Source organism: Devosia sp. LjRoot3, assembly GCF_964252865.1.
GTDB lineage: Bacteria > Pseudomonadota > Alphaproteobacteria > Rhizobiales > Devosiaceae > Devosia.
In genome coordinates this window covers 1,167,110-1,189,454 of record NZ_CAXUPK020000001.1, presented here as the reverse complement: position 1 = coordinate 1,189,454, position 22,345 = coordinate 1,167,110, and the positions used below count along the sequence as shown (strand labels likewise).

At 61.8% G+C, this 22,345-nt stretch carries 27 protein-coding genes and 1 tRNA gene; 14 read left to right on the top strand and 14 right to left on the bottom strand.

Annotated elements, in window-relative coordinates; all coding sequences use genetic code 11:
* Window positions 1-51: 51 nt before the first annotated feature.
* A complete protein-coding gene (locus tag ACSQ2A_RS05795; RefSeq protein ID WP_436071421.1) occupies window positions 52-444 on the bottom strand; it encodes a DoxX family protein in 393 nt (130 codons plus the stop codon).
* 96 nt (window positions 445-540) lie between these two features.
* On the opposite strand from ACSQ2A_RS05795, the gene ACSQ2A_RS05790 reads away from it, so the two are divergent.
* A complete protein-coding gene (locus tag ACSQ2A_RS05790) occupies window positions 541-960 on the top strand; it encodes a winged helix-turn-helix transcriptional regulator (RefSeq protein WP_295416363.1) in 420 nt (139 codons plus the stop codon).
* Window positions 961-1,068: 108 nt separating this feature from the next.
* Here ACSQ2A_RS05790 and ACSQ2A_RS05785 read toward each other — a convergent pair whose 3' ends face one another.
* The 4 genes from ACSQ2A_RS05785 to mgtE form a co-directional block, all read right to left on the bottom strand.
* Window positions 1,069-1,974, bottom strand: a complete 906-nt coding sequence (locus tag ACSQ2A_RS05785) for a division plane positioning ATPase MipZ (protein ID WP_295416366.1) — start codon at window positions 1,972-1,974, stop codon at window positions 1,069-1,071.
* Window positions 1,975-2,078: 104 nt separating this feature from the next.
* Entirely contained in the window at window positions 2,079-2,504 is a 426-nt protein-coding gene (locus ACSQ2A_RS05780; RefSeq protein WP_295416369.1) for a DUF1489 family protein, read from the bottom strand.
* A complete protein-coding gene (locus ACSQ2A_RS05775; RefSeq protein ID WP_436071420.1) occupies window positions 2,501-3,178 on the bottom strand; it encodes a glutathione S-transferase family protein in 678 nt (225 codons plus the stop codon). The genes ACSQ2A_RS05780 and ACSQ2A_RS05775 overlap by 4 nt, the downstream gene beginning before the upstream one ends.
* A 315-nt stretch (window positions 3,179-3,493) precedes the next feature.
* The gene (gene mgtE / locus ACSQ2A_RS05770) at window positions 3,494-4,909 is read right to left on the bottom strand and encodes a magnesium transporter (RefSeq protein ID WP_436071419.1); all 1,416 of its coding nucleotides are present in this window, start codon (window positions 4,907-4,909) and stop codon (window positions 3,494-3,496) included.
* Between the two features lie 152 nt (window positions 4,910-5,061).
* Here mgtE and ACSQ2A_RS05765 point away from each other — a divergent pair, with 152 nt between their 5' ends.
* Both ACSQ2A_RS05765 and ACSQ2A_RS05760 read left to right on the top strand, forming a co-directional pair.
* The gene (locus ACSQ2A_RS05765; protein ID WP_295416375.1) at window positions 5,062-5,427 is read left to right on the top strand and encodes an MmcQ/YjbR family DNA-binding protein; all 366 of its coding nucleotides are present in this window, start codon (window positions 5,062-5,064) and stop codon (window positions 5,425-5,427) included.
* 3 nt (window positions 5,428-5,430) lie between these two features.
* Window positions 5,431-5,967 carry a GFA family protein gene (locus ACSQ2A_RS05760; RefSeq protein WP_436071418.1) on the top strand — a complete coding sequence of 179 codons (537 nt, stop codon included), beginning with the start codon at window positions 5,431-5,433 and terminating at the stop codon, window positions 5,965-5,967.
* 60 nt (window positions 5,968-6,027) lie between these two features.
* On the opposite strand, the gene ACSQ2A_RS05755 is transcribed toward ACSQ2A_RS05760, so the two are convergent.
* Together ACSQ2A_RS05755 and ACSQ2A_RS05750 are read right to left on the bottom strand one after the other, a co-directional pair.
* Window positions 6,028-6,112 (bottom strand) — tRNA-Leu (locus ACSQ2A_RS05755).
* 124 nt (window positions 6,113-6,236) lie between these two features.
* Window positions 6,237-6,470 (bottom strand): FliM/FliN family flagellar motor switch protein, encoded by a 234-nt coding sequence (locus ACSQ2A_RS05750; protein WP_056308177.1) that lies wholly within the window; start codon window positions 6,468-6,470, stop codon window positions 6,237-6,239.
* Window positions 6,471-6,545: 75 nt separating this feature from the next.
* Here ACSQ2A_RS05750 and lipB point away from each other — a divergent pair, with 75 nt between their 5' ends.
* Both lipB and ACSQ2A_RS05740 read left to right on the top strand, forming a co-directional pair.
* Entirely contained in the window at window positions 6,546-7,283 is a 738-nt protein-coding gene (gene lipB / locus ACSQ2A_RS05745) for a lipoyl(octanoyl) transferase LipB (RefSeq protein ID WP_436071417.1), read from the top strand.
* 40 nt (window positions 7,284-7,323) lie between these two features.
* Window positions 7,324-7,857, top strand: a complete 534-nt coding sequence (locus ACSQ2A_RS05740) for a DUF4282 domain-containing protein (RefSeq protein ID WP_295416383.1) — start codon at window positions 7,324-7,326, stop codon at window positions 7,855-7,857.
* 55 nt (window positions 7,858-7,912) lie between these two features.
* On the opposite strand, the gene ACSQ2A_RS05735 is transcribed toward ACSQ2A_RS05740, so the two are convergent.
* A complete protein-coding gene (locus ACSQ2A_RS05735) occupies window positions 7,913-8,290 on the bottom strand; it encodes a DoxX family protein (protein WP_295416385.1) in 378 nt (125 codons plus the stop codon).
* Between the two features lie 239 nt (window positions 8,291-8,529).
* Between ACSQ2A_RS05735 and rimO the strand changes: the two genes are divergently transcribed.
* The 8 genes from rimO to folK all read left to right on the top strand — a co-directional run bounded on the left by rimO (window position 8,530) and on the right by folK (window position 15,479).
* Window positions 8,530-9,855: a 30S ribosomal protein S12 methylthiotransferase RimO gene (gene rimO / locus ACSQ2A_RS05730; RefSeq protein WP_436071416.1), complete on the top strand. Its 1,326-nt coding sequence runs from the start codon at window positions 8,530-8,532 to the stop codon at window positions 9,853-9,855.
* Window positions 9,856-9,901: 46 nt separating this feature from the next.
* Window positions 9,902-10,819, top strand: coding sequence for a DMT family transporter (locus ACSQ2A_RS05725; protein WP_436071415.1), 918 nt, complete (start codon window positions 9,902-9,904; stop codon window positions 10,817-10,819).
* Window positions 10,820-10,987: 168 nt separating this feature from the next.
* The gene (locus ACSQ2A_RS05720; RefSeq protein ID WP_035080904.1) at window positions 10,988-11,971 is read left to right on the top strand and encodes a sulfate ABC transporter substrate-binding protein; all 984 of its coding nucleotides are present in this window, start codon (window positions 10,988-10,990) and stop codon (window positions 11,969-11,971) included.
* A 66-nt stretch (window positions 11,972-12,037) separates the two neighbouring features.
* Window positions 12,038-12,874 (top strand): sulfate ABC transporter permease subunit CysT, encoded by an 837-nt coding sequence (gene cysT / locus ACSQ2A_RS05715; RefSeq protein ID WP_295416396.1) that lies wholly within the window; start codon window positions 12,038-12,040, stop codon window positions 12,872-12,874.
* On the top strand, window positions 12,874-13,686 hold the full coding sequence (gene cysW / locus ACSQ2A_RS05710; protein WP_436071414.1) for a sulfate ABC transporter permease subunit CysW: 813 nt from the start codon (window positions 12,874-12,876) through the stop codon (window positions 13,684-13,686). The genes cysT and cysW overlap by 1 nt, the downstream gene beginning before the upstream one ends.
* 118 nt (window positions 13,687-13,804) lie before the next feature.
* A complete protein-coding gene (gene folP, locus ACSQ2A_RS05705; RefSeq protein WP_436071413.1) occupies window positions 13,805-14,647 on the top strand; it encodes a dihydropteroate synthase in 843 nt (280 codons plus the stop codon).
* Window positions 14,648-14,664: 17 nt separating this feature from the next.
* Window positions 14,665-15,048, top strand: coding sequence for a dihydroneopterin aldolase (gene folB, locus ACSQ2A_RS05700; RefSeq protein ID WP_436071412.1), 384 nt, complete (start codon window positions 14,665-14,667; stop codon window positions 15,046-15,048).
* Window positions 15,048-15,479, top strand: coding sequence for a 2-amino-4-hydroxy-6-hydroxymethyldihydropteridine diphosphokinase (folK, locus tag ACSQ2A_RS05695; RefSeq protein WP_436071411.1), 432 nt, complete (start codon window positions 15,048-15,050; stop codon window positions 15,477-15,479). Before folB ends, folK begins: the two co-directional genes overlap by 1 nt.
* On the opposite strand, the gene ACSQ2A_RS05690 is transcribed toward folK, so the two are convergent.
* The 5 genes from ACSQ2A_RS05690 to ACSQ2A_RS05670 are packed head-to-tail and all read right to left on the bottom strand — an operon-like array spanning window position 15,476 to window position 19,666.
* The gene (locus ACSQ2A_RS05690; protein WP_436071410.1) at window positions 15,476-16,255 is read right to left on the bottom strand and encodes an ATP12 family chaperone protein; all 780 of its coding nucleotides are present in this window, start codon (window positions 16,253-16,255) and stop codon (window positions 15,476-15,478) included. The genes folK and ACSQ2A_RS05690 overlap by 4 nt on opposite strands.
* A gap of 1 nt (window position 16,256) precedes the next feature.
* Window positions 16,257-16,922 (bottom strand): HAD-IA family hydrolase, encoded by a 666-nt coding sequence (locus ACSQ2A_RS05685; RefSeq protein WP_436071409.1) that lies wholly within the window; start codon window positions 16,920-16,922, stop codon window positions 16,257-16,259.
* The gene (locus tag ACSQ2A_RS05680) at window positions 16,919-17,908 is read right to left on the bottom strand and encodes an RluA family pseudouridine synthase (protein ID WP_436071408.1); all 990 of its coding nucleotides are present in this window, start codon (window positions 17,906-17,908) and stop codon (window positions 16,919-16,921) included. Before ACSQ2A_RS05680 ends, ACSQ2A_RS05685 begins: the two co-directional genes overlap by 4 nt.
* Window positions 17,905-18,288, bottom strand: coding sequence for a fluoride efflux transporter CrcB (gene crcB / locus ACSQ2A_RS05675; RefSeq protein WP_436071407.1), 384 nt, complete (start codon window positions 18,286-18,288; stop codon window positions 17,905-17,907). The genes ACSQ2A_RS05680 and crcB overlap by 4 nt, the downstream gene beginning before the upstream one ends.
* A 49-nt stretch (window positions 18,289-18,337) precedes the next feature.
* Window positions 18,338-19,666 carry a replication-associated recombination protein A gene (locus tag ACSQ2A_RS05670; RefSeq protein WP_436071406.1) on the bottom strand — a complete coding sequence of 443 codons (1,329 nt, stop codon included), beginning with the start codon at window positions 19,664-19,666 and terminating at the stop codon, window positions 18,338-18,340.
* A gap of 148 nt (window positions 19,667-19,814) precedes the next feature.
* On the opposite strand from ACSQ2A_RS05670, the gene ACSQ2A_RS05665 reads away from it, so the two are divergent.
* Window positions 19,815-20,381 carry a hypothetical protein gene (locus tag ACSQ2A_RS05665; protein WP_436071405.1) on the top strand — a complete coding sequence of 189 codons (567 nt, stop codon included), beginning with the start codon at window positions 19,815-19,817 and terminating at the stop codon, window positions 20,379-20,381.
* Between the two features lie 359 nt (window positions 20,382-20,740).
* Here the strand turns inward: ACSQ2A_RS05665 and ACSQ2A_RS05660 are convergent, their stop codons facing one another.
* On the bottom strand, window positions 20,741-22,225 hold the full coding sequence (locus ACSQ2A_RS05660; protein WP_436071404.1) for a Do family serine endopeptidase: 1,485 nt from the start codon (window positions 22,223-22,225) through the stop codon (window positions 20,741-20,743).
* Between the last annotated feature and the right edge of the window lie 120 nt (window positions 22,226-22,345).

Genomic DNA, 22,345 nt, shown 5'->3' with positions numbered 1-22,345 from the left:
AAGACAGGCCCCGCGTGGGCCTGTCAACCGTTCTACCTGTGGTAAATCTACTCAGCGGGGCGCGATTGGCGCTTTTCGCAGGCGCCCCCAGAGGACGAAGAGCGAGAGGGCCAGCAGGACGAAATTGACCGGCAGGACCTGGAATTCGCCGCGCATGCTGTGAAGGCCGATGGCGAGGACCTGGATGGCGGAAAAGCCGAGAGCGGCGAGTGGCGTCAGGAATGGCGCGATGCGCGTCGCGGCAGGGAGGATGATGCCGATGGCGCCTGCTACTTCCATGGTGCCGATGAAGCGGGTGAGCAATTCGGGATAATCGCCCGCATAGGACATGCCCGAGGCGACCAGAGCATCGATTGGCTGCGTGAGCTTCATGAAGCCCGCCATGATGTAGACGGCTGCCAGAACAGCCTGGGCCACCCAGAGCCCGATATTCCATTTGTTCATAGGTCGTTTCCCCCTGCGGACGACGTGTCGCACTAGTCACAACTAGTAACTGTGTTTATATTAGTGCCCAAGTACCCGCAACAAGGAGGCACAGCCATGTCACTGACCGATACATCCAAGCACGCAAATTGCTCCGCGATGTCCGATGTGCTGAGCCGCATTGGCGACAAGTGGAGCGTGATGGTTGTGGGCATGTTGAGCCGCAACGGCACGCTGCGCTTCAACGAACTCAAGCGCATGATCAACGGCGTTTCGCAGCGCATGCTGACGCTGACGCTACGCAATCTCGAGCGCGATGGGCTCGTGAGCCGCACGATCTATCCCGAGGTGCCACCACGGGTGGAATATAGCCTGACCGAAATGGGCAAGACCCTGCAGGAACCGATCAACGCGCTCTGGGATTGGACGGCGGAAAACCACCATTCCATCATCGATGCGCGCGACATCTATGATCAGCGCCAGCATGCCGTTGAAGCGGCGGAGCCACGCAAGATTGCTTATGCTCGCGGGCAGTAGGTAGCGGGTTAGCTTCCCAACCTCACAACACATCGTCATTGCCGGGCTTGTCCCGGCAATCCATTTGGCATGCGCGTGTGGCGGCATGGCCCTAGCCTACTCCAGAAATCAGCTTTCGGACGGCGCCATGTGCACGAAGCGATTGGCGTCGTTCCCGCGCGTTCCTGCCTCCAGCACTTCGCGGCGCGCTTCGGCGCGGCGGCTGAAGGGAAGGTTCAGGGCGGCGACGAGGGCGCGGTATTCCTGACGAGCGCTCGTGTGAGACATGGACGGGACGCCACCGAGCAGTTCGTCGTCCAGGGGGTCGAATACGGTCATGCCGGTCGCAAAGAGCGAGCGGAAGATCACGCGCTCGGCGATACCATCGGAAACGCGGCAGCCGAGGCGCATGGCGATGCGCTCGAGCATGGTCTGCACCTGCCGCATGTTTCGCGACGAGAGCATGGAAATGCGGTTGCGGACCAGGACCCAGTCGATGGTGCGGCCATCGATGGCGAGGCGCTCGGACCGGGCGCGCTGCACGAGACGGGCATAGTGGCTGAGTTCGCGCGGTTCGCCGGTCACGGGATCGACATGGGCCATGACATTGAGGTCGATGAGGCTGTCATTGACCGGGGTCACCAGAGTGTCCGCCAGCGAATGGGCGAGGCGCGTCAGGTTGGTATCGAAGCCCGGCGTGTCGATGACGATGAATTCGCTCGACTGCTCCACCTCGGCAATGGCCTGGCGGAAAAGGTCGAATTCGACGCGGTTGTTTTCCTTGAGGGAATCGCCGCGGGCCAAAGGCAGGTGGAAATGGGTCGTGTGGGGCAGGCTGAGGCCGCGCTGGCGGGCCCAGTCGCGCCGATTGCGCACATAGTGGGTCAGCGTCTGCTGGCGGCTGTCGACGTCGATGGAGGCGACCTTGTAGCCTTGGTAAAGCAGGTAGATAGCCAGATGGAAGGCCGTGGTCGATTTGCCCGACCCACCCTTCTCATTGCCAACGACGATAACATGCGCCGCCTGCCGAACCATCACGCCCCCAAATCAGTCGTCGGATTCTCGACTCTTCACGCCTTATGCACAAGTGGGGCGAAGATTAACAATCGTTAAACGATTAATGCAGCGCGATTGCAGGTTTACAACAGGCCGAGACGGGCCAGTTCCGCGGCGATCTCGACGGAGTTTTCGACGTCATTGGCCGCGATATCGGGCGGGGCATCCTTGGGCTCAAGGTAGCGCCAGCCCTGGAATGGACGCTTAGGGTATGGAATCGTGCGGATGAGCTCGGGCGACATGATGATGTCGCAGTAGTTCTTGCCCTCGGCGTCGGTGAAGGGCGCCAGGCGCTGAATCACCTGCCGGCAGACGATGGACCCGGCGATAACCCAGTAGATCGACCCCTTGCCTTCCATTTCAGCGACGCGCTTGGGCATCATGCGGGTGCGATGCACATGCACGTCCTCGCCGTAGTCGGCATCCCACCAATGGGCGCGTTCGTCGCGGTAGCTTTCCAGTTCTTCGAAGCTGGAAACGCCGACGCAGAGTTTGACCATATGGATCATGCGATAGTTCCGGGGGCAATACGGCCCTGAATGACATCGATCTCGTCGTTGTCGACGATCCATGGCTCGTGCCGGGCCAAGGCGAGCCAATCCTGAAAGGCGGGCAGGCTGTAGATGGCTTCGACATAGCCGGCGGCCGTGTCGGAAATGGGCAGCGCATAGGTGCGAATGCGGGTCGCGACCGGGGCAAACATGGCATCGGCGGCGGAAAAACTGCCGAAAAGGAACGGACCGCCGGAGCGCGACAGAAACTCACCCCACAGCTGCTCGATTCGGTGCAAGTCCTGGCGGACGAGGTCGGCATCGACCTTGCCGGGATGGGACGCGCGCAGGTTCATCGGGGCATTGCTGCGCAGGGCGGTGAAACTGGCATGCATTTCGGAGGCGGCGGAGCGCGCCAGGGCGCGATCGCGACGGTCGGCCGGCCAGATCTGCTTTTCGGGGAACTTGTCCGCCAGATATTCGATGATGGCGAGGGTCTCGGGAATGACGAGATCCTCGTCGATCAGAACTGGCACTTTTCCGGTGGGTGAGCGGGCCGCGAGCACATCGCGCCAGCCCTCGCCGGAGAGCATCAACACCTCGTCTTCAAAGGGCAGATCGAAGTGGCGCAGCACCAGCCAGGGGCGTAGCGACCAGGAGGAATAGTTGCGGTTTCCAATGAGCAGCTTCATGCGAAAAACCTTACTGCAAAAGGAAGGGCGCCCTGTGGCAAAGGGCGCCCTTCCCTAAATCTTTTCGGTGCAGAATGCCAGCTAGACGCCGGCGACCACCGAGATAACGAGCCCCATCGAGAGAAGAGCTACGAGGGCCCAGCTAATGGAATGCCAGGCCAGGGTCTTCGGTTGACTGCGCATTTTGCCGCTCCTTGTCAGCCGTCCATTCCGACCCGCTCAGGACGCTGCGAGGGGCCAGTCAGCAAGCGTTAACTGTGTCACGTAACCTTTGCAAGTGACCCATCTGCAACAGTGCATAACCGGTTTTGGATCCTAGAAAAGTCCGAACCAGAGGCCGGCAATGCCCAAAAAGGCGAAGAATCCAATGACATCGGTGATGGTCGTGACGAAGACCGCTGAGGCGATCGCGGGATCCGCCTTGAAGCGATCGAGGGTGAGCGGAATTAATATTCCTGCGGTGCCGGCAACGACGAGATTGATGATCATCGCCATCGCGATGACCGCGCCGAGCTGCACGTTGTTGTAGCGCACCCATGTGACGAGGCCGATGAGAATGGCGAAAATGACGCCATTGAAAAAGCCGACCACCATTTCGCGGCGAATGAGGCGGCGAAGGCGACCGCCCTCGAGTTCGCGCATGGCGATGGCGCGCACGGTGACGGTCATGGTCTGGGCGCCGGCATTGCCGCCCATGGAGGCGACGATGGGCATGAGCACGGCGAGTTCCACCATGTGCTCGATGGTGCCATTGAAAAGGCCGATGACCAGGGAAACCAGAACGGCCGTGACGAGATTGACGGCGAGCCAGGGCGCGCGGCTGCGGACGGTGTCCAAGGTGGTGTCGGACACGTCTTCGTCGCCCACACCGGCGAGGAGTTTGATGTCCTCGTCGGCTTCTTCGGTGATGACGTCGACCATGTCGTCGATGGTGAGGACGCCCACGAGGCGCCCGTTTTCATCCACAACGCCGACTTCCACGAGGTCATAGCGTTCGAAGGCGCGGGCGGCCTCTTCCTGATCCTCGTCGGCTCCAACCAGGACCAGATTGGTATTCATGATCGATTCGATTCTGGTGGCGCGCTGCGCGCGCAGCACCCGATCGAGCGGCAGTGTACCGAGAACTTTGTAGCCGGCATCAACCACGTAGAGCTGGAAGAACTCGTCCGGCAGGTCGCGTTCGGCGCGCAGGTAGTCGATCATCTGCCCGACCGTCCAGAAGGGCGGGATGGCGATGAATTCAGTCTGCATCCGCCGACCGGCGGAATCTTCGGGAAAATCGAGGCTGCGCTTGAGGCTCAGGCGCTCGAAGGTCGGCAGGGCCGAGAGAATCTCATTCTGGTCTTCCTCTTCGAGGTCCTCCAGAATCGCCACCGCGTCGTCGCTGTCGAGACCGGCCACACCGCGGGCGATTTCAGCGTTAGGCAGCGCCTCCATCAGTTCGAGGCGGATGCTCTCATCGACCTCGGTCAGCGCGGAATAATCGAATTCGTCCCCAAGCAGGCGCACGAGGGCCAGGCGCTCGTCGTGATCGAGCAATTCGAGCACGTCGCCGACGTCGGCCGTGTGCAGGGGCTCCATGACCAGAGCCACGTCTTCCGAGCGACCGGCCGCAAGGAAGGCCCGTAAGCGTTCGAGCCAAAGCGAACTGATGCGATCGTCCGCATCGCGGAACGCGCTGGGGTCCATCTCGGCCTCCGTGCCGAGTTCGGTCTCGAAATCGCTGCTCATAGGGAGCCCTTTGTGTGTCCTGGGGGTTTCAGGGGCAAGGCAAGCAGTAGCCAATCAGCAATAAAGGCGCCAGACTGCGTCTGCGAAGTTTTCTTCCAATTTTGCAACGGGCAAGACGATGCTGCCGGTGCGACCAAGGGATGGAGATGGTCATGTCGAGCCAGGACGCTTTCGATGCCGCCTTCGACCGGTTAGTGGCGCTAGCGGAGGCCAGGGGTCTGGCGCGTGTCGCCCGGTCGACGAGCTATGGCACCCCTGCCCTCAAGGTTGAGGACCGGACCTTTGTGCGGCTACTCGACGAAGAGACCATCGTTCTGCAGTGTCCCCTCGAACAGAAGGTGCTGCTGATGGAGATTTCTCCGGCCATCTATTTCGAGACCGACCACTATGTCGGCTATGACGCGGTGCTGGTGCGGCTGGCGGCCATCGACGACGAAGAACTGAGCCTGCGGCTGGAAGATGCCTGGCAGTTCAAGGCACCAATGGGCCGGAAACCGCCCGAGAAGAAGGACACCTAGCCGATGACCAGCACGACCCATCTGACCTGCGCCTGCGGGAAGCTCGAAATGGTTGTTACCGGCGAGCCCTTCATCACCACGGAATGTCACTGCAACAGTTGCCGTGACGCGGGGGAACGCATGGCAAAGCTCCCCCTGGCGAGGCCCATGATGGAGGAGAACGGGGGTACGCGTTTCGTCCTCTATCGCAAGGATCGATTCGAAATCACCAGGGGCAAGGACCTGCTGCGTGGCTATCGGCTGAGTTCGACCGCCCCGACGCGCCGCGTAGTCGCGGCATGCTGCAACAGCCCGCTGTTTCTCGAATTCAAGGGCGGACACTGGTTGAGCCTCTATTCGAGCCTCTGGCCGGAAGGACAGGCGCCAAAACCAGAAATCCGGACTGTCACAGGCGACCGCGGCGCGGATGTCATGCTGGACGATGCGATTCCGTCCGGCACGTGGCAGACCATGGGCTTTTACGGGAAGCTCCTCACGGCCTGGATCGCCATGGGCTTCAAGGTGCCCAATATCGAGATCAAGGAAGAAGCGGTGATCTGAGGCCCAGAAAACAAAAAAGCCGCCCGCAGGCAGCTTTTTGTTTCTCCCCCGGAGGAAGAATGGTGCGGTCGAGAAGACTCGAACTTCCACGCCTCGCGGCACAGCGACCTCAACGCTGCGCGTCTACCAATTCCGCCACGACCGCACATCTGTGGTAGAAGCTTCAATCGCCGAAGCGCCTGAAGCGAGTGGGGATGTAGCAAAGGACTTGGCGAACCTCAAGCACCTAAATCGAGATTTCTTTCAAGCCTGTGGAGAGACGCAAAAAATCAGCCGTGCTTGTAGACCTTTTCCGTGACGAGCACGCGAAGCTGCCCATCCTCGACATTCACCTCGCCGCGAGCGATGAGCGTATGGTTGGCATAGATGGAGAGCGGATCGTTCTCGCCCTGCTCCAATTCGATCACAGCACCGCGACCCATGCGCAACAGGTGGTGGATCGGCATGGTGGTTGCACCGAGTTCAACGGTGATATCGACTTCAATATTGTCGAGGGTGTTCATAAATAAGGGTCTTATGACAGGGCCGCTCGCGGAATGCCGGGGGCTTCGTGAATTAAGGATTGCTCAGGCTTGGTTATGGAAGTCTTAACAACGGCCAATGAGGCGTGCCAAATTCGTTCGAAATTGCATCGAGCCGATCGGAAGCCGGTCGATTGGGTGCAGTTCGAAGGGCTCATGGATTACGAGAGCACGCTCGCCGCGATGGAGAATCGCGCGGCTCTCGTTGCCGCAGGTGAAGCGCCCGAGGCGGTGTGGCTGCTCGAGCATCCACCGCTGTATACGGGTGGTACGTCGGCGCAGCCCGAAGACCTTATCGATCCACGCTTTCCCGTCTACCCTGCAGGACGCGGCGGACAATATACCTATCATGGCCCTGGCCAGCGCGTGGCCTATGTCATGCTCGACCTGACGCAGCGCGGGCGCGATATCCGCTGCCTCGTGAAAGGGCTGGAGCAGTGGGTGATCGACACGCTTGAGGCGCACAATATCAAGGGTGAGCGGCGCGAGGGTCGCGTCGGGGTGTGGGTGCAGCGGCCGGACAAGGGTTCTGGGCGCGAGGACAAGATTGCGGCCATCGGCGTGCGGGTGCGCAAGTGGGTGACGTTCCACGGCATTTCGCTCAATGTGGACCCGGATCTCGGGCACTATGATGGTATTGTGCCCTGCGGCATTACCGATCAGGGCGTGACCAGCTTTGAAGATCTGGGACAGCTCGTTTCCATGGCGGAAGTTGATTCCGTGATGCGCAGCACGTTCGAGACCATTTTCGGCCCCACTACCTATGCGTCCGCTGCACTTGCCAGCGTCGCATGAGCCTCTAATTCTGAGCAAATCCCGAATCGAGGAGCCCGGCATGACCACGGACGACCTGAAACGCCTTCTCACCCGCCAGACGCTGTTCCGGCTCGACGCCATCCTGTCGCCCCGCCTCGTGCCGATTCTCTATGCGCTGGGCCTGGCTTCCATCCTGCTCTGGGCCGTCAGCCATTTCTTCTTCCGCTTCGGCAGCAGTTTTGGCGATGGGCTTTGGGGGCTGCTTGAAATTGCCGTGTTCGGGCTTGCCGGCATCGTAGCGCTGCGCATCGGCTGCGAAGCGTTGCTGGTTTGGTTCAAGGCTCATGAAGCAGCTGGCGAAACCGTCAACCGTTCGCGCTATTCGGCTTCGCTGCTCGACGAAGTGCGCGACGCTATTCGCGACCTTGCCGAACATGGCGAGGAAACGGACTATGCCGAGGCTGATGAGTATTACACCCCGGCGACCGAGCCTCCACCGCAGATCACGCCCGAAGGCGATAGCGTGAGGCGCGAGCCCTCCAGCACGGCGGGCGAGCCTTTCAAGCCAAAGCGGACCGCAAAACGGACGCCGCCGACTTCGCCAATCACCTGAAACAAAAAGGCCGCCCGGATCACTCCAGGCGGCCTTTTTGTTACTCGGTGAGCAATCAGCTCTTGTTGACGCTCCAGGCGCCCGGACCGGCAAAAATCAGATAGAGGAAGACGAAGCAGAACAGGATTGCTGCGTCGCCGCCATTGTTGGCGGGGAAGAAATTAACCGGGGCGTGCGCCATCCAATAGGCGACCGCCATGGTGCCGGAGGCGAGGAACGCGGCAGGACGGGTGAAGAAACCGATGGCGATCAGCACGCCAGTGACGATTTCGATCAGGCCGGAAATCCAGAAGATCGAGAAGGCGGGCGGTGCGAATTCGGCAGCGGGGAAGCCCAGGAGCTTCTGCGTGCCGTGGGCGAGGAACAGCAGGGCAGTCATGATGCGCAGCACGGCGAGGGCCTGCGGCGCGTAGGCGGAGAGACGATCGGACATTTAAACACTCCCGTGTGCGGCGCCGAACTGACGCCAGAAGGAGACGCCTAACTCAGACTTCCGGTTCCAAAAAGTGAACATTTGGTAACGCACTGTTCGCTGTTTGTGATGTTCAAGAGTGCGTGTCCACCGCCTGGCGAAGGTCTGCCAAGCCCCGCACGAGGGTCAGTCACATTGCGTAACCGTCAAACTTTCTGTATGACGCGCCATCCAACGCAATTCCGGACCTTCGCACGCGCATGACTCAGGCGCCCAAAATCGGTTTAGTCAGCCTCGGCTGCCCCAAGGCGCTCGTCGACAGCGAACGCATCATGACGACCCTGCGCGCGCAGGGCTATTCGTTCAGTCGCGACTATGCCGGCGCCGATATCGTGCTGGTCAATACCTGTGGTTTCCTCGACAGCGCCAAGAAGGAAAGCCTTGAGGCGATCGGCGAAGCGCTCAACGAAAACGGTCGCGTGATCGTTACCGGTTGCCTCGGCGTCGAAGAGAGCATGATCCGCGAAACGCACCCCAATGTGCTCGCGATCACCGGCCCGCATCAGTATGAAGACGTCGTCTCGGCCGTGCATGACCACTTGCCGCCGGTGCCGAACAAGTTTGTCGACCTCGTGCCGGAGAGCGGGCTGAAGCTGACGCCGCGGCACTATGCGTATTTGAAGATTTCCGAAGGCTGCAACAATCGCTGCTCGTTCTGCATCATTCCGCAGATCCGTGGCGATCTGGCATCGCGCCCGGCCGCCGGCATTCTCTCCGAAGCCGAAGGGCTGATCCGTTCGGGCGCCAAGGAACTGCTTGTCATCTCACAGGACACCAGCGCGTACGGTCTCGACCTCAAGTATGCGACCTCGAAGTATCGTGGCCGCGATGTGAAGGCGAAGTTCTATGACCTCGCCAAGGAACTGGGCGAACTGGGTGCCTGGGTGCGCCTGCACTATGTGTACCCCTACCCGCATGTCGACCCGGTGATGGAGCTGATGGCCGAAGGCCTCGTCCTGCCCTATCTCGACATTCCGTTCCAGCATGCGTCGCCGAATGTGCTGAAGGCCATGCGCCGTCCGGCACATCAGGAAAAGACGCTCAACCGCATTCTCGACTGGAAGCGCCAGGTTCCTGACCTGACCGTTCGCTCGAATTTCATCGTCGGCTTCCCGGGCGAAACCGAGGAAGATTTCGAAATGCTGCTCGATTTCATCGAGGAAGCCGAAATCGACCGCGCCGGCTGCTTCAAGTACGAGCCTGTGACCGGCGCCACCGCCAATGAACTCGAAGGCATCGTGCCCGACGAGGTCAAGGAAGAGCGCTTTGCCCAGCTGATGGAAGTGGCGCAGAACGTCTCGTTCCACCAGCTGCAGAAGAAGGTCGGCCGGACCATCGACGTGATCGTCGACGACGTGCAGCCCGAGCAGAACCGCGCCATCGCCCGCTCCAAATGGGACGCGCCGGAGATCGACGGCCAGGTGATCGTCGATAATGCCACCGGCATCAAGATCGGCGACATCGTCTCGGTCACCGTGACCGACAACGACGAATACGATCTCTTCGCCGAACCGGCGAAGGCCTGATCCACCGCGACCTCCACAACATCCCCGCGAAAGCGGGGATTCTTTTTTGCGTGACGTCATGGAATTGAGCACAGCGACGAGCGGCGGGACCAAGTCCAGCTGGGGAACGGCGGGCGGCGTTGCGGCAGTGTTCATCTGGTCGATGACGGCGCCGATTGTGGCATCGGCTGTTGGTGTTGATCCGTTTCTTTATGTTGGGCTCGGCGATGGCGTCGGCGCGCTGGTGTTCATCGCCATGTGGATTCTGCGCCGCCAGAATCCGCTGCCCGAGCTCAGGACGGTTCCCATCTGGCTCTATGCGCTGGGTGTCATCGGCATTGGTGGCCACAACCTGACCTGGGTGGCTGCGCTGCAGCAGGCGCCGCCGCTCGAGGCGACGCTAATCATCTATACCTGGCCGCTGCTGGTGGTCATTCTCACCACCATCTCGCTGGGCCAGCGGTTCCGCTGGTTCCATGCGGTTGCGGGTGTCTTGGGGCTTGCGGGCATTGTCACGCTGCTGCTCGGCAAAGGGCTCTCCGTCGGTGGCTTTCACCTCATGCCGGGGCATTTCTGGGCCGTCATCTCGGCTGTCACCTGGGCAGTGTTTTCGGCCATGGCGGCGCGCTATCCGGCGAGCAGCAGCAATTTCCTTGGCGTCATTTTCGGTGCGAGCGCCCTCATCAATGGCTCGGTGTGGTTGTTCGCCCTCGGGGCACCGCCGGCGCCGGTTTCGAGCGTCCTCATCGTGGCGTCGGCCTCGATCTTCTTCGCGCTGGCCTATGCGATGTGGGATTTTGGGATGAAGCAGGGCAATGCGCAGCTGATCGGCGTGGTCAGTTTTCTCACCCCGGTGTTGACGGCAGTCTATCTGGTTGCGCTCGGGATCGCCGATCTGACGCCCTATCTCGTGTTGTCGCTGCTGCTGGTGGTTTCGGGCATCGGCGTTGCCAAATATGGCGAGAAGCTGCGTCCCGGGGCCTGAGGTGCCGAAACAAAATCGCGCCTTAGCGGCGGGGAGCGCAACGGCTTTCCCCTGCTTTCCTAGCCTGTAAATTAGTCATCCGAGCCAATCATTTAGCGCTTTACGACCAAAAAGCGGCGTCGCATCACCTGTGACCAATGCCTTCGCTTTCACGGAAATAGCGTCACAATGAACAAGCTTCTCCTGTCTGCCGTTGCGGCGCTCGCTCTTGCCAGCAGCCCTGTTCTGGCTCAGCCCACCGACATTCTCAACGCCTCCTACGACATCGCTCGCGAACTGTTCGAAGCCGAGAACGCTGCCTATGCAGCGACCGGCGCGACCGTGACGATCAACCAGTCGCATGCCGGCTCCTCGGCCCAGGCCCGCGCCGTTCTGGAAGGCCTGCAGGCCGACGTCGTCACCTTCAACCAGGTGACTGACGTGCAGAAGCTGGTCGAAGGCGGTTATGTCTCGGAAGACTGGACCAGCGACTTCCCGAACAATGCTGCGCCCTTCTATTCCTTCCCGTCTTTCCTCGTGCGCTCGGGCAATCCCAAGGCCATCAAGGACTGGGGCGATCTCGCCGCCGAAGGCGTGCAGGTGATCTTCCCGAACCCCAAGACTTCGGGCAACGGCCGCTACACCTATCTCGCTGCCCGCGCCTGGGCGACCGAGGCCTATGCTGGCGACGAAGCCAAGATCGAGGAATTCCTCACCAAGCTTTTCGCTAACGTTCCGGTCTTCGAAACCGGCGGCCGCGCAGCCACCACCGCCTTCACCGAGCGCCAGCTGGGCGACGTGCTGGTGACTTTCGAAGCCGAAACCCTGGCCGTCGTGAAGCAGCTTGGCGCCGACAAGTATGAAGCCGTCGTTCCCTCGGTCAGCTTCCTGTCAGAATTCCCGGTGGCTGTGGTCGACAAGGTCGTCGATGCCCGCGGCAGCCGTGATCTCGCCAAGGCCTATCTCGATTTCCTCTTCACGCCGGAAGGCCAGGAAGTGGCTGCTGCCAACTTCCACCGCCCGCAGGACGCAACTGTTGCCGCAGCCCACGCCGCGACCTTCCCGGAAATCCGTCTCGTGACCGTCGAAGACGCCTTTGGCGGCTGGGACAAGGTTGCGGCCGACCACTTCGCTGACGGTGGCCTGCTCGACAAGGTTTTCGTGAACCAGTAACGGCCCCGGCCAAACCAGTTTTTGCGGCGCGACTTCGGTCGCGCCGTATCGTATTTCGAGGAACGCATGGCACAGCATCGCAGCAAACACCTGCTGCCCGGTTTCGGGCTGTCCATGGGCATTTCGCTGTTCTACCTGACGCTCATCATCCTGCTGCCGCTCGCTGCCATGTTGCTCAAGGTTGCGGGCATGGGTTTTCCCGAGTTCTGGCGGATCGTCAGCTCGAACCGGGCGCTGGCGGCCTATCGGGTGACGTTCAGCTCGGCCTTCATTGCCACGATCATCAATGGCGTGGTCGGGCTGCTGCTGGCCTGGGTTCTTACCCGCTACCGTTTTCCGGGGCGGCGGATTCTCGATGCGCTGGTCGATCTGCCTTTTGCCTTGCCGACGGCGGTGGCGGGGCTCGTGTTGGTGACGCTCTTTGCCGATACCGGCTGGTATGGGCAGTTCCTTGAGCCCAATGGCATCAAGGTCAACTACACCCAGCTTGGCATCATTGCTGCGATGACTTTTACCTCCATTCCCTTCGTGGTGCGAGCTGTGCAGCCGGTGCTGGAAGAGGTCGATGTGGACTTCGAAAGCGTGGCGACGACGCTGGGCGCTTCGCGCTGGCAGGTTTTCACGCGGATCATCTGGCCGACCATCCTGCCGGCGTTCATTGGCGGCTGCGTGCTCTCCTTTGCGCGCTCGCTGGGCGAATTCGGTGCCGTCGTTTTCATCGCCGGCAACCTGCCGGGGCTGACGGAAATCGTCTCGCTGCTGATCTTCATCCGGCTCGAAGAGTACAATTATGAAGGCGCGGCGGCGCTTGCCTTCGTGCTGCTGGTAGTGGCCTTCCTGACTTTGATCGCCACCAACCTGCTCGCCGCCTGGCAGGTGCGCTATGTCGAGAGGCAGACCTGATGAGCCACTCGGCCCAGCGCAGCATCGGCGCAAATGTCCTTATCGGGCTTTCCTTTGTCTTTGTGGCCCTCGCACTGGTGGTGCCGCTGGCGCTGATCTTCAGCTTCGCGCTGCGCGAAGGTCTCGGCGCCTATTTCGACGCCATTCTGAAGCCCGATACGCTGCATGCGATCTTTCTTACGGTGATCACCGCGGTGATCGTCGTGCCGATCAACATGGTGGTTGGCGCGGCGCTGGCGTGGCTCGTGACTCGCTTCAAGTTTCGCGGGCAGCAATTGCTGGTCGCGATTATCGAGCTGCCGGCCGCCGTCAGCCCTATCGTGGCGGGCATTGTCTACCTGTTTCTCTATGGCAATCAGGGGCTGTTGGGGCCGCTGCTGCAATCGGTCGGGTTGCAGATCATGTTCACCCCGCTCGCCATCGTGCTGGTGAGCTTGTTCGTGACGGCGCCGTATGTGGCCCGCGAATTGGTGCCGCTGATGCGGCAGCAGGGGACGGATGACGAGGAAGCCGCCTTGTCGCTTGGCGCCAATGGCTGGCAGATGTTTTTGCGCGTCACGCTGCCCAATATCCGCTGGGGACTCGTCTACGGCGCGGTGCTGACCAATGCGCGCGTGATGGGCGAATTCGGCGCCGTTTCGGTGGTTTCCGGTTCAATCCGCGGGCAAACCAATACCTTGCCGCTGCAGATCAACCTGCTTTTCAACGATTTCAATATCGCCGGCTCCTTCGCGGCCGCCTCGACGCTGGCGCTGATCGCGGTGATCACGCTGGTGCTGAAATCAATGCTTGAGAGCTGGGAACGCCGCTAGCGGCTTTGACGCTGGTTCTGATAGGTTTTGAGGACAGACGCGGAGCGGCGCGCGCTGCCCGGCAAGAATACGCTTGAGCCGAAGCCTTGGCGCCCCTAAGCGAGGGGCAGGATTTGCAATGCACACGACTCATATCGTTCCCCTGCCCCATCGCCCTGCCCTGGAACTGGGCCCGCGCCCGCTCATCATGGGCATCCTCAACGTCACGCCGGACAGCTTTTCAGATGGCGGGCTGCACAACACGCTTGACCAGGCAGTGACCCATGCCCGCGCCATGCTGGACGAAGGTGCAGATATCATCGACATCGGTGGGGAAAGCACGCGACCGGGCTCGGAAACCGTGGCTGTGCAGGAGGAGTTGGATCGCGTTATTCCGGTGATTGATGCGCTACGCGGCGCCGGGATCACGGCGCCGATTTCCATCGACACGTGCAAGCCGCTGGTGGCCGACCAAGCCATTCAGGCTGGGGCCGATATCATCAATGATGTCTATGGGTTGCAGGGGCCGCCTGAAATGGCGGAGGTGGCTGCGCTTTATGGCGCGCCAGTGATCGCCATGCACTGGGACAAGAGCTGGGACGCGCAGACGCTGCCGCTGCCGGCGATGGTCGACTATTTTGCGAGGACGCTTGCCATTGCTGATGCAGCGGGGCTGGCGCGGACACAGCTGATCCTCGATCCGGGCTTCGGGTTTTCCAAGACGCTGGCGCAGAATTATCAGATTCTGCGGCTGCTGCCGGAGCTGGTGGAGGCCTATCCCGAGCATGCCGTGCTCGTCGGCACATCGCGAAAATCGATGATCGGCAAGCTGTTGAACAATGAACCGGGCGAGCGGCTGCCGGGGACAATTGCCACCACCGTGCAGGGCTATGAGCGCGGCGGGCATATCTTTCGCGTCCACGACGTTGCCGCCAATCGCGATGCCCTGCGCGTGGCGCAGGCGACCCTTTACGGCCCCTAAATCTTAGGACCATCTCAATGACCGCACCTTTTACGGGCGACCGCATCATTCTCCGCGATCTTGGCTTTTACGGCTACCATGGCTTCTTTGCCGAAGAGGAGCGGCTGGGCCAGCGCTTTTTCGTTGATCTCGAATGTGGGGTCGACCTGACCGCGCCGGGCGAGACCGACGCCATCGGGCACACGGTTTCCTATGCCGACATCTACGATGTGGTGAAAGCGACCTTTGAAAGCCAGCGGACCAAGCTGATCGAGGCACTGGGGCAGAACATCGTCACGGCGCTGTTCGCGCGTTTTGACGACATCAACTGGATCATCATCCGCATTCGCAAGCCCGAGGCCCCGATCGCCATGGTACGGGGCGAAGCGGCGGTCGAACTGCATCGCGTGAGGCCGGCGTGATGGCGAAGGCGTGGCTTAGTCTTGGCGCCAATATCGGCGATCCGCCAGCGCAGCTGGCCGAAGCCATTCGGCTGCTCGATGCGCATCCGAATATTGAAGTGGTCAAGCAATCGTCGGTGATTGCGACAAAGCCCTGGGGCAAGACCGATCAGCCGGACTTTGCCAATATGGCGGCGGAGGTCGAGACCGATCTCGAGCCCATCGACCTGCTGCATGTGGCGCTCGATACCGAGCGCGAAATGGGGCGGGTGCGGCACGAGGTTTGGGGACCGCGGCTGATCGATGTCGATATCATCGCCTATGAGCGGGTGGAAATGCAGACGGGGCGGCTGACCCTGCCCCATCCGCACGCGCATGCGCGCGATTTTGTGCTGGTGCCGCTGCGCGAGATTTCGCCCGAGACGGCGGAGTGGATCGCGGCGCGGGCTTAAGCCCGCAGCGCGTCCACGACAGCAACGGCAGTGTCGAATTCCACGCGGCGCTTGGCGCGGCGGGTCATGGCTTCTTCGTCTTCGCCCCAGAGGCGAATCTGGTGGTCTTCATCGACATGGGCGGCGGTCCAGACCTGCTCGGCGCTAAGCAGCTGATGCAGCAGGGCGATGGCGAGGAGGCCGGAACCGGTGATGCCGGTGATGGAGACGAGAGCTGTCAGTGAGAGAAGCCCCTGCTCTTCGAGCGCGGTATCGAGCTTGGTCAGCGTCGCGACCGGCTGGGGCTGGTGGATGATGCCGATGGTGGGTTGGAAGGCGACGTCGAAGTGGCGGGCTAGCGTGACCAGCGCGCCATCCCAATGCAGTTCCTGATCGTCGACCAGTTCCTGCGGCGTGTCGGCACGGTAGAGCAGCAGGTCATTTCCTGCGAACTTGCCAATTTCGGCGCGGAAGGCGGGGACGTTTTCGTCGCCGCTTTCGACAGCCGAATTGATCAGGCGCACCATGGGCATGGTGGTGGGGTCGATGTACTTGTCCTGCGCAGCCCATTCGCTGGCCATGGCCTGCGCGATAGAGAGGGCGGGGACGATCACAGGCAGCTTGCGGCCCGGCGTGCGGGTCTGCTTGCCGTCGAGCGTAACGGCATAGCCGCCTTCGACGCGGGCGACGTCGACTTCCTTGTAGAAGCGCTTGGGCAGCTCGACCTGATTGATGTGCTGCGCCTGACCGTAGCCAAACTCCTGATTTTTCAGGGCATCTTCCAGCTGATCGCGCATGTCAGTGTTCCAGTACTTTCTTGATGGCGAGAGGCAGATCGGCATAGGTGTCGACCAGCAGATCCGCGCCGGCAGCAAGCAATTCATGGGGATCGTGGTGGCCCCAGGTGACGCCGATGGCCTTGGTGCCGGCGGACTTCCCCATCTCGATATCAAAGGTGGTGTCGCCGATGATGACAGTGTCACGGGCTTCGGCGCCCGTCTCGGCCATGGCGCGGAGCATCATGCCGGGATGCGGCTTTGACGGATTATGATCCGGCGTCTGCAAGGTGACAAAGTGCCCGGCGATACCGTGGAGCTGGGTTAGGCGATGGACGCCATTGAGGCCCTTGCCGGTGGCGATGCCGAGCAGGGTATCGGGCCAGGTGGCAAGGAAATCGAGGGCTTCGCGGGCGCCGGGAAAGAGGCCTTCGCGGCCTTCGGCCTGCACAAGCGAGGCGCGGTACCGGCTGCGGTAGTCGTCGGCCAGCTTTTCGGCCAGTGGAGTCACTTCGGTGCCGAGCAAGGTGGCGATGGCGACCGGCAGGGACAGGCCGATGACACGGCGCGATTGCGCCATGGTCGGAGGCGTGAGGCCGGCGGCCTCAAAAGTCGTGGTCATGTGTTCGACGATCAGGGCCTCTGTGTCGATCAGCGTCCCGTCCATGTCGAACATGATCAGCTTCATGCATTGTCCTCAGGGTCGGTGTCCTGCACGTCGAAGCGCTCGGCGTCGAAGCCCAGGGCATCCCAGCTTTCGCGCATGTGCGGCGGCAAAGGCGCTGAAATATCAAGGCGTTTGCCATTGCGCAGCGGGAGGGCAATGCGGCGAGCATGCAGGTGCAGGCCTTCGCCGAGGCCGGGAGCCGGCATCCAGTTTTCGATATTGAAATAGCGGGGGTCGCCGATGATCGGCGTGCCGAGCTGGGCCATGTGGACGCGCAGCTGATGGGTGCGGCCGGTGACCGGCTTCAGCGTAACCCAGGCAAAGCGGCGGCTGGCAGTGTCGGTGGTCGAATAGTAGCTCGACGAGTGGACCGCGCCGGGGGCACCGTTTTTCACCACGACCATCTGCTCGCCATCTTCGGTGGCGCGCTTGGCGAGGAAGCAGGAGATTTCGCCCTGGCGCGGCGTGGGATTGCCGGCGACGAGGGCCCAGTAGATCTTGCGGGCCGAGCGCGACATGAAGACCTTGCCGAAATGCGTGGCCGCGGCGGCGGTCTTGGCGACGACGAGGCAGCCGGACGTGTCGCGATCGAGGCGGTGTACGAGGCGCGGGGCTTCTCCGAGCTTGTTGGGCAGGCTCTTAAGAAGACCGTCGAGGTGGCGCACGGTGCCGCTGCCGCCCTGCACGGCAAGGCCGTGGGGCTTGTTGAAGACGTAGAGGTCATCGTCCTCATAGAGGATTATGTCCTTGAGAAATCTCACATCTTCCTGATTGACCTTGACCGGGCGAACGGTGCCGGGATCATCGACGGGCGGAATGCGGATAGCCTGGCCCGCGGCGAGGCGCGTGCTCGTCTCGACCTTGGCCTTGTCGACGCGCACTTCGCCATTGCGGATCAGTTTTTGCAGGCGGCCGAAACCGACCTGCGGGAAATGCCGGGCAAACCAGCGATCGAGACGCATGCCGTCTTCGTCTGCTGTGACTTCCCGATGTTGAACGCCACTCATGCGGGGCTGCCTCTGGTTATCAAAAGGCCGAGATATAGGCCTATGAGACAAACTACAACTGACAAGGCGACATAGGTGATCGCCTGAAACAGTTCGCCGCGCTCGATGAGGACGATTGTGTCGAGGGAAAAGGAGGAGAAGGTGGTGAAGCCGCCGAAAATTCCGACGGCGACAAAGAGCCTTAGCTCCTCCTGATTGGCGGGGAGAAGTTTGGCCATGAGGCCGACGAAGAGGCCCATGGCGATGGAGCCGATGATGTTGATGAGGAGCGTCGCGAGCGGAAAGCCCATGGGCCAGAGGCGGCCGATGAGGCTCGAAAAGCCGAAGCGGGCCATGGCGCCCAAGGCGCCGCCGGCGCCGACGAGGAGGAAGCCGTTCATGGCTGGTCCGATCTGAGGCGAGAATAGCACGACGACGGTGGCACGGGGATTACTCGTCCAGGCCATTGCGATTGCGGGATTTTTCGGCGCGGAGGCGGGCGAAATAGTCCATGCGCTTTTTCAGATCGCGCTCGAAACCGCGTTCGACCGGATGATAAAACTGTTGCCGGCCAAGCTTTTCCGGGAAGTATTCCTGGCCGGAGAAAGCGTCGGGGACGTCGTGGTCGTATTGGTAGCCGTCGCCATAGCCTTCGCCCTTCATCAGCTTGGTGGGGGCGTTGAGGATGACCATGGGCGGCATGGGCGAACCGGTTGATTTCGCTAGTGAAATCGCCGCTTTGAAGGCGGTGTAGACGGCGTTCGATTTTGGCGCGAGGGCGAGATAGACGACGACTTGCGCGAGGGAGAGTTCGCCTTCGGGAGAGCCGAGCATCTGGTAGGCGTCGCGGCCGGCGATGGCGAGAGGGAGCGCTTGGGGGTCGGCGTTGCCGATGTCCTCGGAAGCCATACGAATCAAGCGTCTAGCAAGGAACAGCGGGTCTTCGCCGGCATCGATCATGCGGGCGAAATAGTAGAGCGCCGCGTCGGGATCGGAGCCGCGGATGGTTTTGTGCAGGGCCGAAATCAGGTTGTAGTGACCGTCCTGCGCCTTGTCGTAAATCGGCGCTCTGCGCTGCACTACGGTTAGCAGACTGTTAGCATCGAGCGTCTCATCGGAGCGAGCCGATGCTAAAATCTCTTCGACCAGCCCCAAAAGCGCGCGACCGTCGCCATCGGCGAGGCCGAGGAGGGTCTGGCGCGCTTCATCGGTGAGGGGCAGTGAGGAGCCGAGGAGCGTTTCGGCGCGCTGGAGGAGCAGTTCGAGATCGGGCTGGCCCAGCGACTCGAAGCGCAGGACCTGGCTGCGGGACAGAAGCGCGGCGTTGAGCTCGAAGGACGGATTTTCGGTAGTGGCGCCGACGAGGACGACGGTGCCGTCTTCCATGACCGGAAGGAAGCTATCCTGCTGGGCGCGGTTGAAGCGATGGATCTCGTCGACGAAGAGCAAAGTGCGGTGGCCGGAGAGGCGTTCGAAGCGGGCTTTCTCGAAGACCTTCTTGAGGTCGGCGACGCCGGAGAAAATGGCCGATATTTGCTCGAAGCGGAAGCCGATCTGGTCGGCGAGGAGACGCGCCACGGTGGTCTTGCCGGTGCCGGGTGGGCCCCAGAGAATGAGCGAGCCGAGGCGGCCGGAGGCGAGCATGCGGGTGAGCGTGCCGTCGGGGCCGAGGAGATGGGTCTGGCCGATCACTTCATCGAGGGCGCGCGGGCGCAACTGGTCCGCAAGCGGACGGGCCTTGTCGGTTTCGTTGGGATCGGCGGCGAAGAGATCGGACATGGGGGCTCAATAGCAAATTGTGCGGCGCGTCGCACCCGCTTCGTGACGGTTCAGTTGCCGTTCAGCGGGCGGAGGATAGTTGCCGCATCGCGCTGTTGCCATGGGTCGGGCGACGGGTTCAACTGTGCCTGGAGAAGAGGGATTGCACATGCTTGGTCGTTTGGTCGCCGCTGTGGCGCTGGTTTGTCTGTCGGGGTCGGTTGTGATGGCGCAGGAGGATGCGGTGGGAGCGCCGGGGCCGTTTGTGCTTGAGGGGGAGAGTTTTGAACTCGCATGGACGAGCCACCCGACGGACACGTTCTACAAGCAGGAATATGTGCCTGAGGGGCAGAGCGTTGAGGCTTATGAGCAGATGTTCATGGTGGATGTGCTGACCAATGGGATTTCGGTTCGGGACGCGGCCGGGACCATGGTCGATGGGCTGAAGCAGAGGCAGGCGGCTGATCCGGTGGTGAACTTTGCGCTGATCGAGAATGAGGCGACGGGAGAGATCATTCTGGATTTTCTGATGAGTGATGACAGCAGTGGGACGGTGATCGTGGAGTGGAACGCGTATCGATACGTGCCGCTGGAGGATGGGGTGGCGATGTTTGGGATCAGCCGGCGGGGGTATGACGAGGGGGCGAGTGAGTTGCTGAGGGGATTGAAGGGCTGGCGGATGGGGACGATTGAGGCGCTGGCGGTGATGGAATTGCCGGAAGTGGTGGTGGAGTAAGGGCTGAGGATTCAGTGGGTTGGGGCCTTGGATTGAGAGATTGATTCAGAGCGTGCGGCCCCACCCCCTCCCGTCCTCCCCCATCTAGGGGGAGGTGTCGCATCGCGCGTGGTGCACAATCCTGCCCGAGCCACTGTCCCTTCACCTCCCCCTAGATGGGGGAGGCCGGGAGGGGGGGGCACCCACTGGCTTTCAAACAGAGATTCCAGCTTTCGCGGGAATGACACGGTGGGTGTGGGGAGCGCTGCGCCATCGGCCGTCATCCTCGGGCTTGACCCGAGGAGACTTCACTTGCGGGAAGTGTAGAGCCCTCGGGTCAAGCCCGAGGGTGACGACTTTCGGGGACGATGCGCGCCGGCCTATCCGCTGACGATGGCCCTGCTCACCCGACCATCCCGCTGCAAAATAATCTGCCACGTCCTGACCCGCTGCGATGCTGTGGTGCTGAACGTCTGGGCGTCTTTGATGTCGGTGTCGTTGAGCTGGAGGATCACGTCGTCCACCTGGAGGCCCATGGCTTCGGCGGGGGAGTTGGGGGCTATGGCGGTGATGAGGACGCCAGTGGCGTCGTAGGGGAGGTTTTTGCTCTCTGACAAAGCCGGGTCGAGCTGGCGGACGGTGACGCCGGAGAAGCGGGAGTCGGCCGAGATGGTGGCGATGGCGCTGTCGGCTGGTGCCGGGGCGGCTTCGACGGGGAAGTCGAGCGTGTCCGTTGCGGTGCCGCGCAGGCGTTCTAGCTTGGTTGTTTGGCCGATCGGTTTTGTCGCGAGGCGGAAGTTGAAGGCGCTGGGGTCGTCTATGCGCTGGCCGTCGACCGAGAGGATAACGTCGCCGGACTGGAAGCCGGCGCGGGCAGCGGGGCCATTGGGGGCGACGTCGGTGATGAGGGCGCCGTGGGGGGCGTCCATGCCGAGGCTGTTGGCGATGTCGGAATCGACGGCCTGCATTTTGGCGCCGAACCAGGGGCGGACGATTTCGCCACCATTGACGCCGGCATCGGCGACGAGCTTGGCCATGTTGGCGGGAATGGCGAAGCCAATGCCGACGGAGCCGCCGGACTGGGAATAGATGGCGGTGTTGATGCCGACCAGACGCCCCTGCATGTCGACCAAGGCGCCGCCGGAATTGCCGGGATTGATGGCGGCATCGGTCTGGATGAAGAATTCGTAGTCGGAGCTTTCAACGCCGGTGCGGGCGAGAGCGGAGACGATGCCTGAGGTGACAGTCTGGCCGACACCGAAGGGATTGCCGATGGCGAGGACGAGATCGCCCACGAGTAGCGCGTCGCTATCGGCGAAGGTGATGGCCGGGAAGGTGACGCCGCGGGTGTCGCGGACGCGAAGGACGGCGAGATCGGTCTGCTTGTCTTCGACGACGACATCCACGGCGAACTCACGGCCGTCGCTCAAAGCGATGCGGACGTCGGTGGCGCCGTTGATGACGTGGGAATTGGTGAGGATCACCCCTGCCCCATCGACCACGACGCCGGAACCCAGCGAGCGGGATTCGCGCGGGCGGGTCTGAAAGTATTGATCGCCGAAGAAGCGGGAAAAGAAGGGGTCATTGGCGAAAGGCGACGTGGCCTGGGATTCGATGCGGGTGGCATAGACATTGACCACCGAAGGCGAGACGGCCTGGACGATGGGGGCGAAGCTGAGCTGAACCTGCGGCTGACTGGTGGGCACGGTTCGCGTCGCGGCGGCGAGCGGGGGCGCTTCGGCCTGCGTCTGAGCTGTTTGAACCTGAGCCTGCCCCGGTGCGTTCCAAGGGGAGAAGGCCAGTGTGCCGCCGATGGCGATGACCGCTACGGCGAGACCCGAAAAGACGAGCGTTCGCAGAGACATGGGTAAACCTTTGGCTACGGGAATCCGGTCATTTGACCGTCCGAATGCGACGCGAGCAGAACGCCCGGAATCTGTCATGAAAATGACGTTCGAACATTGTTGTTTCCATGGGCAAATAAA